The organism is Rugosimonospora acidiphila (assembly GCF_039543385.1).
GTDB classification, from domain to species: Bacteria; Actinomycetota; Actinomycetes; order Mycobacteriales; family Micromonosporaceae; genus Rugosimonospora; species Rugosimonospora acidiphila.
In genome coordinates, this window is sequence record NZ_BAABJQ010000008.1 from 324,051 (window position 1) to 335,248 (window position 11,198).

Sequence of the window (11,198 nt, forward strand, 5' to 3'; positions counted from 1 at the left end):
CGACGATGGCGATGTCCTCCGTGGTCGTCGTCCCCCCACCCCGCGACGCACCCTACGACCCGCCGCCCCGGCTGGCGACGGGATTCCTAATGCCAGCCGTGGCCCCGAGATCGGCACGGACCAGGGCGGTCGAGCGGTCAAGCAGCCAGCGCAGCTCCGAAGTCCACAATGGAGAGCCGGGGTCGGGCCAGCCCGCCATGATCTCGGCGGCGTCGTCCGGGCGCACCGCGAGGCGGTCGCGGATCGCGGGTGCGTCGGCCTTGGCGGGCAGCGGAGTCGACGACCGGTCGCCGGCGAGGCGGTGCACGCGGTCGACGTCCTCGACGGGTACCCCGAGCCGGGCGGCGGTGTCGTCCGGCTTCACGTAGCTGATCTTATCGGCCGGTGGGGTCGCCGGCTGTCGGAATGGGCTGCCGGACTTGTGGTACCGACCGGTGGCGTTGCTCGGTGTACCTTGCTGATTTGATGGGGTTTCCCCGTAGGATCATTCCGTGAGATTCACCCGGGCCGAGCTGGAGACCTTCCGGGGCGCGACGCTACCTGACCTTGTCGGACCCGAGCTGCGGCTGCTCTTCGTCGGAGTGAATCCGGGCCTGCGGACCGTCGCCGTCCAGGCGCATTTCGGCCGGAGAGGCAACCGTTTCTATCCCGCACTCTTCCAGGCCGGCATCGTGAACCGGCTCATCGATGCCTCGTCGGGTTTCGTCCGCGACGATCGCGCTCATCTTCTGGCGCGCGGGATCGGTATCACCAGCCTGGTCGCCGGCGCGACGGCTCGAGCGGAGGACCTCACCAATGCCGAGCTGATCGCCGGGGCTCGCTCGTTGTCCCGACGGGTCACGAGCCTCAACCCGAGGGTCGTGGCGATTCTCGGCATCACGGCCTATCGCATCGCCTTTGAGAGTCCCAAAGCGACCGTCGGCCGGCAGCCGCAGAGTCTCAACGGGGCGCAGCTCTGGGTGGTTCCCAATCCCAGCGGCCTGAACGCGCACGCCACGACGGCGAGTCTGGCCGTCGCGTACCGCGAGGCGGCGATTGCCGCGGGGATCGATATCTACCAGCCGTGACACAGGCCCGAGAAACGGCAGTAGCCGAGTGCCGGGGTAACGACTCCAAGCCGGCCATCGAGGCTGGCTTCGGCGGCCTGCTCCGCAACGGTGGCATGGCCAGCCGGGTCGGGGCCGGACCCGCGCGGATTTCGGTCCCGCGGCCTACCCGCCGGTGTTCGACCTGCGATCGGCGCGAACGCAATCAGACCTGGCGTGCCAGCGATCGACGAGATCCGCGGGTCAGCGCCGGAGGAGCCGGAGCGTCTCGTCCCAGAGACGAGCGGCGTCGTTGGCGTCGAGGGCGTGCGGAGCCACTCCGCTGTAGCCGTCGCCGGGCTCGCGGAGGACGACGGCTTCATTGCCGTCCTCGAAGTAGCGGCCGGCGACCCCTTCGACGTACGGGGAGGCGGCCAGCAGGACGCTGGTGGCCGCGCCCTGCTGTGGGGTCTTCCAGCCCGGCGGGACGTCCAGGCGCTGGCCCTGCTCGTCCAGCGCGCCCACGAAGCGCAGTTGCGTCTCGTCGAGGTGACGCTGAAGGTTGGTCATGATGCCGCCGGGGTGCAGCGCGTTGGCGGTGATGTGATCGGCGGCCCACTGCTTGGCCATGGCGACGGTGAACAGGATGGTCGCCGTCTTCGACTGGCCGTAGGCGGACCAGGCCTCGTAGGGCCGGTTGTCGAAGTTGATGTCGTCGAAGACGACCGGGGATCTTTGGTGGGCCGAGGAGCTGACGGTGACGACCCGGGCGCCGGCCGCCGCGGCGAGCGCGTCGTGCAGGCCCAGGACCAGGGCGGCGTGGCCCAGGTGGTTGGTGGCGAACTGGAGCTCCCAGCCCTGCGCGGTCGTCAGCCGCTCGGGCAGGGCCATGATCCCGGCGTTGTTGACCAGGATGTGCAGCGGACCGGTCCAGCCGGCGGCGAAGGCGTCGATGGTGGTGCGGTCGGCCAGGTCGACGTGGGCGACCCGGATGTCCCGCCCGGTGGTGGCCTGGATGTCGGCGGCGGCGCGCTCGCCGGCATCGGCGTCGCGAACGGCGATGGTCACCTGTGCGCCGGCGGCGGCCAGCGCGCGGGCGGTTTCCAGTCCGATCCCGGACGTACCGCCGGTGACGACGGCGCGCCTGCCGCTCAGGTCGACACCGGCGATCACCTCGGCCGCGGTCGATCGGGCGTTGAAGGGGGTGACAATACGTGACATATCGGTACTCCAGGGTTATAGCGCTATACGAGAGCGGCGGATGGCCGGTTGTCGGGCCGGTGTCAGTTCGCCGCGCGGTAAATCAGGGTTACGGCGCGGCGGATCCGATCCCGGAACTCTGCCCGGGTGGCCGAGGTCTGCTTCCAGGTGAGCGCGGCGGCGAAGAGGATGTCCATGACGTCCTCGGCGCCCAGTTCCGGGGTGAGCACACCGGGAGGTGCGAGCAAGGCGATCCGGGTGGTGATCGTCGCCCTCGCCCGCTCCTGATAGTCGTGGAACATCGAGCCCAACTGCGGCTCGCTGTTCTCCAGCAGCTCGTTGAGGTCGCGGGCCACCTGGGTCTCGACGTACTGGCCCATCAGCGCGTCCAGCGCGGCGACGATCCGCTCCTGAAAGCCCAGTGTCTCGTCGGAGAAGCACGCCTCCATGGCGCCCTGGGCCCGTTCCAGGACGCCTTGCATGGTGGCCCGGTACAGCTGCTCCTTGTTGGGAAACAGCAGGTACAGGCCGGGGCGGGAAATGGCCGCCGCCTTGGCCACCGCCTCCATCGAGGTCTTCTGGAACCCGTGCCGCCCGAACACCGTGAGCGCGGCGGCCAGGACCGCGGCGCGTTTGGGGTCGGCGGACTCCACCACTGGGTCGTTCATGTTAGACAACATAGACAGATTTCTGAAAGTTGTCTAACCCGTCTACCTGAACGGGACGCGCGTCACAGGCCTCGTCCAGCGGGCATCGGCGGGGCGCATCGATGCAGGCCAGTTCGGTTATGCCGCCTGGGCACGCTGTACGTCGCCCGTAGCTACCCGATGGTGGCGTCGTCTCGCGGGGCGCACCTGCGGGGTCGCGAGACCGGGACGCCGCACCACCGCCGACGGCCCAACGGCGCAAACCACAAGTCAGGGAGGCGTGATTTCTTCGATTTTTGTGAGGTCGGTGACGATGTCGTGCGCAAGCTCGCCGAGTTGCCGGTTACTGCGGCGGGCGTAGGCGCGGATCGCATCGAATGCCTCGTCGATGCTCAGGTCGAGGGCCTGTGCGATCACGCCCTTGGCTTGCTCGATGATAATTCTGCTGTTGAGCGCGGCCTGCAACTGTTCGGTGAGGATCTCACTACGCCGGATCGCACGCTCCTGCAGCAGGGCGATTGTGGCGATGTCGGCGATCGCCTGCACCACGTGGACATCCTGCTCCTCCAGGCGCGCCTCGGCTTCGGTGCCGAATACGTTCAGCGCGCCGATCACCTCACTGCGTAGTCGCAGCGGGAAGGCGTGCACTGAGCGGAAGCCAGCCGCAACCGCGTGCGGAGCGAAGCGCGGCCACCGGCCGCCCGATGTCGACAGGTCCGCATTGACCACCGGAGCCGCGGTGCGAAACGCGTCGAGGCAGGGACCCTCGTCGTTCTGCAGTTGGAAGAGTTCCAGCAGTCTGGCCTGCTCCTGCGACGCGGCCATGAACTGGAGTCGTCCGCGCTGGTCGGCCAGCAGCAGACCCACCGCGGCGGCGTCGACCAGATCGGCGGTACGCATCGTGAGGCGGTGCAGGAAGTCGATGATCTCAAATTCGTCGACCAAAGTGTCGGCGACTTCGACGAAAACGCGGGCAAGGCGTTCAGTGGAAACTGCGGTCACGACACGCTCCATCTCTCAACCATTGAAAAGGCCCCGCTCACGAGTCCCCGTGTTGGAACCGAAGCCTGCGGGTCAGCACGTCTCGAGCCACATCGGTCAGCGCGCGTCCGTCCGCGTACGCGCGAGCCCGCAATCTTATCAGTGCCTCTTCGAGGCTCACGCCGAGTTGAACCATGATCATCCCTTGTGCCTGGAACACCGCCGCCTGGTGTGTCATCGCCCCGGCGAGCCCGTCGCTCGATGCCTCATGCCCATCAAGCAGGGTCATCAACGCGACGTCCGCGAAGGTGAGCGCCAGAGCGAGTTCCTCGGCCGTCAACCCCGCAGCCCGGGAGCGGAAGATGGTGAACACGCCCAGGCGGCTGGCACCGACCTGCATCGGGAACGCGAACACCGCACCTACTCCGAGGTCGTGCATCGCGGCCGAGTAGACGGGCCAGCGCGAGGACAGGCCATCAGCGAGGTCCGGCACCAGAATGGGGCGGCGCGAGGAAAACGCATCCGTCGACGCTCCCTCGCCGACCGTGAATTGAAATTCCTCGACCTGCTGGCACCCCGGGTCCGAGGCGACCGAAAACCCGGGCACACCATCCTTCGACATGACCCAGAGCCCGACACCCGACGCCTCAATGCTCTCCGCCGCGGCGACACACACGCGTCGCAGCAGGCCGGCAGTATCGCCAGAACCTCCAGGGGCTGCGGGTTGGCGGGCGATATCCGCGAGCACCCGACCGAGGCGCGCCTCGTCAGCGCTCAAGGGAGCCCCGCACGCAGACCGACGCGACAGCGCCGTAGGCGGGCGCGCATCGGATCTGACGTGGCACGGCCCGCACCTCTCGTCCAGAGACTCACTGGCGGCAGGGCCGTGACGCCGGTCCACCGCTCGAACACCAGACGGCTGGCAGAGGCTGGTGTGAGCGAAGCATACGGCTGGCAGCCGACGTTGTCGTGGCTGGTCTGCCCGTTGCGGGAATATCGACCGCGTCTCCGGTATGAATCATCACCTTGCTTGACCGGAGTCGATCAGCGCGTATGATCGACGAATCACTCTGGACCCCGGTGAGCAGTAGACCTGTGAGATACCCACCAAGGGGCCCCTCGAAATGATCCAGCCCGTGTCGCCTCTTCCGCGAAGGGCAAAAACAAGATCACCACTGACTCGCAACGTCGGGCCGTGGCAGCCCACGGCGATCACCGTGGCGGTGGAGAACTTCTACCGACTGGCCTTGGCTGATCCGGCTCTGCGCACATATTTCTTAGACAACGGCCTGCCCAGACACTGCCGCGACCTTGCCGCAGCGCTGAACGCACGCTCCGCTCATTCGTTCGCCACCGCCCTTCCCCTCGCCACGCTCAAACCAGAGGAACGCGACCTGGTAGGACATTATCTACTGACCGCGCTGCTCCAGCAGCACGTCGGTTCTGACTTGCTCATCGCCGTGGCGGTGCTGCTCAATCGGGCCCGGAGGCAACCCGCTCGGCCACCCGCGGTGCCGTCCGCCCTCCGGGCTTGGCCGAGTCCTCCGCGCAGTCGCAGCGTCCTGTAAGGCCGGCGGACGGTAACAGCTGAGGATCTCGTTGCCGTCCGTCGTCCGTCCGCTTCGCCGGGCCCAGCCGTGGCGGGAGTTCCGCCACGGTCGCCCGACGGATGCCCATCAAGATCGGCATCGGCGGCAGGCGGTCGACGTCCCCGACACTCGAGCTGAAGTCAACGTTCGAAGACGCCGGTCAGTCGGCCGCGGCCGAGGACGGGTGGGGTGACGGAGGACAGGACGCCGCGGGGTCGTGCCCGGTCCGGAGGCGTTGCGTGGGGGTTGCCGCCCAAGGGGTTTTCGAGCGCGAACAGTTGGAAGATGTAGCGGTGCGGCCCGTGGCCCTTGATGGGTGCGGGACCGTGATAGCCGCGTCCGATGGTGGACCGCAGCACCCGCACCCCGGGGCCCGGCTGCCGCGCGGCCAGGGCGCCGGGCTCGAGGTCGTTCGCTGCCGGGTCGATGAGAGCGACGCAGTGCACGGCCGGCTTGGCTATGGGTACGTCGATGTCCTCCACGACCAGGAGGAGCTGTGCGGTGCCGGGTGGGAGCGGCGTCCAGGCCAGGTGAGGGGACAGGTCGTCGCCGCCGATGTTCTTCGCGCAGTTCGCCAGCGGTATGGAGCCCCCGTCGCTGAAGTCCCGGCTGGTGAGAGTCAGCGACTCGGGGCCGTCGAGGTTGGGCAGGTTCCAGGCCGTGTGGGTCTCGCCCGCTCGGCGGTTGCGCAGGAGTCGGCCAAGCAGGGTCATCGCTCGGCCCCGACCTTGTCGATGTCCACCATTGTCAGCGCCATGGTTATCTCTCCTGTAGATCGGGCATTGTCGCGGGTGCGCCCTAGATGTTCTGGGCGAGCCGCTCCAACAGCGGGGCCGCCGCCGTGAGCTGCTCCAGTTCGGTCGGCGTGAACGCGCTTCTGGTCAAGGACTGGGCGATGAGTTCGGTCCGCGCGTTGCGCTTGTTCTTCAGCGCCCGCAGGCCGGACTCGGTCACCCTCAGCATCACGCGCCTGCCGTCGATCGGGTCCGGGTGGCGTTCGATCAGGCCGCGGTCCCGTAGCGCGCCGAGCGTCGCCCCCATCGCCTGTGCCGTGATCTGCACCTCCCGGGCCAGTGCCGCGGAGGTGGTGGGCCCCGAGCGGTCCAGGCACGACAGGGCCTGCCTCTCGGGCATAGTGAGCCCTCCGCCGGTGGGTACCTGGCGCACTCGACGCACCAGAACGCTGACGCTGGCCAGCAGGGATGCGGCGACATCGGCGGGGTCCAGATCCTTGCCCATGTACTAAACCTACCTTATCAGCCTGACTTACTTTTCATCCCACGGTGATCGAGGTCCTCGTGCGCCCCGTGACGCGACGGTGGCGAGTAACGCGACGGCAGTGCCGGGCAGTGCACCAGCCAGGCCGAGCACACCGGCAGTGGCGCCGGTGATGGCCCATCGCGTCGCGAAGGTGGGGGATTTCCCTGAGGGGGTCGCATCGACCCGTACGGGTCCAGCGGCGGAATTTGAGGGAAGACGACGGATCCCTTTGGAGGTGCTGGCCGCTTACGGTGACCACACCATCCCCGGTGTCTGACCAGAAGGGACCTGATCATGATCGAGGCGGTGGGCCTCACCAAACGGTACGGCGACCGGCTGGCCGTGGACCAGTTGTCGTTCGCCGTACGTCCGGGGCAGGTGACCGGGTTCCTCGGTCCCAACGGTGCCGGCAAGTCCACGACGATGCGGATGATCCTCGGCCTGGATACGCCCACGTCCGGCGCGGTCACCATCAACGGGAGGCCGTTCGCCGCGCTGGACAATCCGATGCGCGAGGTTGGCGCGCTGCTGGACGCGAAGGCGATCCATGGTGGCCGTAGCGCCTACAACCACCTGTGGTGCCTGGCCCAGACGAACAACCTGCCCAAGCGGCGGGTGGCCGAGGTGCTCGAACTCGTCGGCCTGTCCGAGGTGGCGCGCAAGCGCTCGAAGGGCTTCTCGCTGGGCATGGGGCAGCGCCTCGGCATCGCCTCGGCGCTGTTGGGCGATCCGAAGGTGTTGATGTTCGACGAGCCGGTCAACGGATTGGACCCGGAGGGCATCCGGTGGATCCGTAACCTGATGAGGGCGCTCGCGGCCGAGGGCCGCACCGTGTTCGTCTCGAGCCACCTCATGTCGGAGATGGAGAACACCGCCGACCGGCTGCTGGTCATCGGCCGGGGCAGGATGATCGCCGATTGCACGGTGCAGGAGTTCATCGACCAGAATTCGGAGTTGGCGGTACGGGTCAGCTCGCCGGAGGGCGGTGCGCTCGCCCCGCTGCTGCGCGCGGCGGGTGCCGCCGTCGTACCGGACGGCGACAGCACGCTGCTGGTGACCGGCCTGGGCATGGATCGGGTCGGCGATATCGCCTTCGACAACCACCTCCGCCTGCACGAGCTCGCGCCGCTGCAGGCATCCCTGGAGCAGGCGTACATGGAGCTGACCAAGGACAGCGTCGAGTACCACGCCGCCGTTCCCGGCTCCCACCCCGTGGCCGTGAAGGAGTCCGCCCGATGACCTCGCTGACCTCGGGGGCGCCGCTGCCACCCGCCACCGGACGCGCCGGACTTCCCGGGGCGGTGCGTTCGGAGTGGACGAAGATCCGCTCGGTGCGCTCCACGATGTGGTCGATCGGCGCGATGGCCGCCATCGCGATCGGGCTCAACGCGCTGATCAACTATTTGAGCATCGACCGCCGGTGGGCGGCCATGCCGTCGCCGGAGCAACAGAACCTCATTCACCATCCGCTGGACCAGATTCTGGGCGGCCCGATGTCGATCGCACAGTTCGCTGTCGCGGTCATCGGGGTCATGGCCATCTCCTCCGAGTACGCCACCGGGATGATCCGTTCGACCCTGCAGTCGCAGCCCCGGCGGCTGACCATGTTCACCGCGAAGCTGGCGGTCCTCGGCGGGCTGATGTTCGTCGTCGGCGAGGCGGTCAGCTTCGGCGCGTTCTTCGTCGGCAAGCTGGTGATCTCGCCCCACATCCCGGTGAGCCTGGACGATCCGGGTGTGCTGCGCGCGGTGTTCGGCGCCGGGCTCTACATCACCGTGCTGGCGTTGTTCTCCTTCGCGTTCGGCCTGATGGTGCGGCACACCGCCGGCGCGATCACCGCCGTGCTCGGCCTGATGCTCGTCATCTCCCAGCTGACCGGGCTGCTGCCGGACAGTTGGGGCCGTCACGTCAACGCGTGGATGCCGACCAACGCCGGCTCGCTCATTTTCCAGCAGCACGTTGACTCGAAACAGTTGCTCACCGCCTGGCAGGGGCTCGCCGTCTTCGCCGGCTGGGCCGTGCTGCTGCTCCTGTGCGGCGCGTACCTGTTGCGCCGCCGGGACGCCTGAGCGGGAACCGGGTCGGCCGCCACCTGCGCGCGGCCGGCCCGGCCGGAGTCGTGGGGCGGGCCGGTGCAGGCTGGATCAGGCCGGCCGCCACCAGTTCGACCACCACCAGTACCGCCGTGGTCTCGACGGTGAGCAGCCCGACCAGTACGAGTACCTGAGCGATCCCGGCTTGGGTCGGGCTGGCGCCGCCGAGCAGTACGCCGACGAACGCCCCGGGCAGGGTCACCAGCCCGACGGTGCGGGTCTGGTCGATCGCCGGCAGTAGCGCCTGGACCGCGGCCGGGCGCACCACGTCGCGTCGGGCGGTACGGGCGGTGAAGCCGAGTGCCAGCCGGGCCTCGTATTCGCCCCGTCGGGCGTGCAACTCGTCCAGGGCCCGCCGCCCGGCGAGCCCCGTGGCGGTCATCGCGCCGCCGATGAGGATGCCGGCTACCGGCAGTACCGCCACCGGGGTGGTGGTCACCAGGCCGGTACCCAGCAGCAGGCCCAGGACCGGCGCGACCCCGACCGCGATCGCCGCCGCCGCGAATCGGCCTCCGTGCCGGGCGGTCATCCGGCGCCCGGCGGTGGCCGACGCGACGAGAAACATGAGGGTGATGAAGCCGGCGGTCAGGCCGGCGGAGCGCAGGACCGCGACGATCAGGACGGAGACCACCCCGAGCTGTATCGCGGCGCGTAGTGACGCGGTGACCGCTTGCCGGGCCACGCCGAGGCGGCCCAGGCCGGCGACCAGTGCGGTGGTGAGGATCAGCGTGGCGAGCACGGCGGCCAGCGGGGGCCAGGAGGCCGGACCTGACGCGTTCATGGCCGGGTGGTGAGGGTGTCGGTGGTGTTCGTTGGGTCAGACTTCGACGGTGGCGGGTTCGACGTCGGGTTGGATGCCGGCGCGGGCGACGGTCACGTAGCCGACCAGCACGATGATGGCGAGGGTGGCGAGGGCAGCTACGGTGCCGTCGCCGAAGCCCAGGCCGTGGTCGGGGTGGTGTGGTTTGCCGAGCCAGTCGGCGATCGAGGCGCCCAGTGGGCGGGTCAGTACGTAGGCGATCCAGAACGCGGCGATGCTGTCCAGGCCGAGCCGCCGGCCGATGGCGGGCAGCGCGATGAGGGCGGCGAACAGGATGGCGGAGGTGAGGTAGCCCAGGTGCATGCTGGCTGCGGTGAGGTCCCCGGCGGCGGTGCCCAGGGCGAAGGTGACCAGGACGGTGATCCAGTAGTAGATTTCCCGGCGTCGGGTCACGATGCTGTGGATGGATAGGGTGCCCTCGGCGCGGCGCCAGAGGGTGAACACGACGACCAGTGCCACGGCGTAGAACGCGGTGGATCCGGCGTAGGGGATGTCCAGTGCGACGTGTAGCGCGTCGGCGGCCATGGTGCCGAACACCGCTACCATCGCGACCGCGAACCAGTAGACGGGGGCGATGTAGCGGCGGGCGCGCAGTTGTAGGGTCAGGGCGATCACGAGGCCGATGATTCCGATCGCGCCGGCGAGGATCACGCTGAGCGTGCCGAGGTAGTCGGAGGCGGCCTCGCCCATGCCGGTGGTGAGTACCTTGATCAGCCAGAACATGGCGGTGATCTCCGGTACCTTCGCCCGCATCGACGGTCGTACGGTACCGGTGACGGTGGTGCTGGGTCGCATCGAACTCCGCCCTTCTGGGTCAGCCCCCCGCGACACACTACTACACGCTGTAGGGCGACTCCGATGCGGCCGACCTGCCCGACGGGAACGGGCATTCCGGGCGCCCGAAAGATCCGACCCAGGGCCGCGGCTGCCGCGGATTTCGTGATCGAGGGGGTCGCGGTGGATTGTCGATACGCGGTTTACCGCGCGTCTCGGTGGCGCGGTTACCGTCGTCGGATTCGGCTGTTCCGAAGCGTGCGGTTGAACGGGGTCGGTTGGCTCGCCGTCGGGCTGGTGTGCGTGGTCGGTACCGGCGTCGGCTACGGCGTCGGCCGCGCAGCCGACCTGCCAGTGGGTGCCAGTTCGTTGGCGGGTGGATTGTTCGGCCTGGTCGTGGTGGTGTTCGTGGACCGTCGACGGTGGGGGCGGCTGGAGACCGATCGTTCCTGGGGCGGCGAAGGTCCGGATGCTGTCTCACGTATCGCGGCGAGCCTGCGGCAGCGCGGTGTTCCTGTGCGTCTGTGGACGGACCGATGGGGTAACCGATCGCTGCGGTACTACAACCGGGACGCTCGCCGCGTCCGGCGGGCGCTTCGCGATGTGGATCCGGGCCGGCGGCGTTGACTCAGTCATCATGCCGCCCGACAGGTCGGGGACCTATCGTGTCTCCACTTTGGACGTGCGGCGTCGACGGATGAACACCGCGACGGCGATGGCGCATGCCAGTACCACGATCGCGGCGATGATGTAGGTGGGGCCCTTGAAGGCGTCGGCCACCTTCTGCCAGTTGGCGCCGATGGCGTATC

The 11,198-nt window shown here is 68.6% G+C and carries 12 protein-coding genes; 3 read left to right on the forward strand and 9 right to left on the reverse strand.

All coding sequences use genetic code 11. The features are described 5' to 3' along the window. Positions 1-52: 52 nt before the first annotated feature. On the reverse strand, positions 53-364 hold the full coding sequence (locus ABEA87_RS17020; protein WP_345630647.1) for a hypothetical protein: 312 nt from the start codon (positions 362-364) through the stop codon (positions 53-55). A gap of 127 nt (positions 365-491) precedes the next feature. Here ABEA87_RS17020 and ABEA87_RS17025 point away from each other — a divergent pair, with 127 nt between their 5' ends. After that, positions 492-1,067, forward strand: a complete 576-nt coding sequence (locus tag ABEA87_RS17025) for a mismatch-specific DNA-glycosylase (RefSeq protein WP_345630649.1) — start codon at positions 492-494, stop codon at positions 1,065-1,067. A gap of 222 nt (positions 1,068-1,289) precedes the next feature. Here ABEA87_RS17025 and ABEA87_RS17030 read toward each other — a convergent pair whose 3' ends face one another. From ABEA87_RS17030 to ABEA87_RS17055, 6 genes are all read right to left on the reverse strand, one after another. Then, the gene (locus tag ABEA87_RS17030) at positions 1,290-2,246 is read right to left on the reverse strand and encodes an SDR family NAD(P)-dependent oxidoreductase (RefSeq protein ID WP_345630650.1); all 957 of its coding nucleotides are present in this window, start codon (positions 2,244-2,246) and stop codon (positions 1,290-1,292) included. A 62-nt stretch (positions 2,247-2,308) separates the two neighbouring features. Further along, a complete protein-coding gene (locus tag ABEA87_RS17035) occupies positions 2,309-2,893 on the reverse strand; it encodes a TetR/AcrR family transcriptional regulator (RefSeq protein WP_345630652.1) in 585 nt (194 codons plus the stop codon). 249 nt (positions 2,894-3,142) lie between these two features. Then, complete coding sequence (locus ABEA87_RS17040) at positions 3,143-3,874, reverse strand: GAF and ANTAR domain-containing protein (RefSeq protein ID WP_345630653.1); 732 nt, start codon at positions 3,872-3,874, stop codon at positions 3,143-3,145. Positions 3,875-3,911: 37 nt separating this feature from the next. Further along, a complete protein-coding gene (locus tag ABEA87_RS17045) occupies positions 3,912-4,631 on the reverse strand; it encodes a GAF and ANTAR domain-containing protein (protein ID WP_345630655.1) in 720 nt (239 codons plus the stop codon). Between the two features lie 951 nt (positions 4,632-5,582). Then, on the reverse strand, positions 5,583-6,155 hold the full coding sequence (locus ABEA87_RS17050; RefSeq protein ID WP_345630656.1) for a YbhB/YbcL family Raf kinase inhibitor-like protein: 573 nt from the start codon (positions 6,153-6,155) through the stop codon (positions 5,583-5,585). An 85-nt stretch (positions 6,156-6,240) separates the two neighbouring features. After that, the gene (locus ABEA87_RS17055) at positions 6,241-6,681 is read right to left on the reverse strand and encodes a MarR family winged helix-turn-helix transcriptional regulator (protein WP_345630658.1); all 441 of its coding nucleotides are present in this window, start codon (positions 6,679-6,681) and stop codon (positions 6,241-6,243) included. A gap of 315 nt (positions 6,682-6,996) precedes the next feature. Here ABEA87_RS17055 and ABEA87_RS17060 point away from each other — a divergent pair, with 315 nt between their 5' ends. Together ABEA87_RS17060 and ABEA87_RS17065 are read left to right on the forward strand one after the other, a co-directional pair. Continuing rightward, positions 6,997-7,941, forward strand: a complete 945-nt coding sequence (locus ABEA87_RS17060) for an ABC transporter ATP-binding protein (RefSeq protein WP_345630659.1) — start codon at positions 6,997-6,999, stop codon at positions 7,939-7,941. Then, positions 7,938-8,771: an ABC transporter permease gene (locus ABEA87_RS17065; RefSeq protein ID WP_345630661.1), complete on the forward strand. Its 834-nt coding sequence runs from the start codon at positions 7,938-7,940 to the stop codon at positions 8,769-8,771. The genes ABEA87_RS17060 and ABEA87_RS17065 overlap by 4 nt, the downstream gene beginning before the upstream one ends. Here the strand turns inward: ABEA87_RS17065 and ABEA87_RS17070 are convergent. Continuing rightward, positions 8,680-9,576, reverse strand: a complete 897-nt coding sequence (locus ABEA87_RS17070; RefSeq protein ID WP_345630663.1) for an ABC transporter permease — start codon at positions 9,574-9,576, stop codon at positions 8,680-8,682. The genes ABEA87_RS17065 and ABEA87_RS17070 overlap by 92 nt on opposite strands. A gap of 36 nt (positions 9,577-9,612) precedes the next feature. Beyond that, a complete protein-coding gene (locus ABEA87_RS17075; RefSeq protein ID WP_345630665.1) occupies positions 9,613-10,410 on the reverse strand; it encodes a COG4705 family protein in 798 nt (265 codons plus the stop codon). Between the last annotated feature and the right edge of the window lie 788 nt (positions 10,411-11,198).

What these genes read in the sequence shown, in the direction of transcription:
- ABEA87_RS17030 (WP_345630650.1), bottom strand. Translation starts at nt 2,246, where the DNA reads ATGTCACGTATTGTCACCCCCTTCAACGCCCGATCGACCGCGGCCGAG.
- ABEA87_RS17035 (WP_345630652.1), bottom strand. Translation starts at nt 2,893, where the DNA reads ATGAACGACCCAGTGGTGGAGTCCGCCGACCCCAAACGCGCCGCGGTC.
- ABEA87_RS17050 (WP_345630656.1), bottom strand. Translation starts at nt 6,155, where the DNA reads ATGACCCTGCTTGGCCGACTCCTGCGCAACCGCCGAGCGGGCGAGACC.
- ABEA87_RS17055 (WP_345630658.1), bottom strand. Translation starts at nt 6,681, where the DNA reads ATGGGCAAGGATCTGGACCCCGCCGATGTCGCCGCATCCCTGCTGGCC.
- ABEA87_RS17060 (WP_345630659.1), top strand. Translation starts at nt 6,997, where the DNA reads ATGATCGAGGCGGTGGGCCTCACCAAACGGTACGGCGACCGGCTGGCC.
- ABEA87_RS17065 (WP_345630661.1), top strand. Translation starts at nt 7,938, where the DNA reads ATGACCTCGCTGACCTCGGGGGCGCCGCTGCCACCCGCCACCGGACGC.
- ABEA87_RS17070 (WP_345630663.1), bottom strand. Translation starts at nt 9,576, where the DNA reads ATGAACGCGTCAGGTCCGGCCTCCTGGCCCCCGCTGGCCGCCGTGCTC.
- ABEA87_RS17075 (WP_345630665.1), bottom strand. Translation starts at nt 10,410, where the DNA reads ATGCGACCCAGCACCACCGTCACCGGTACCGTACGACCGTCGATGCGG.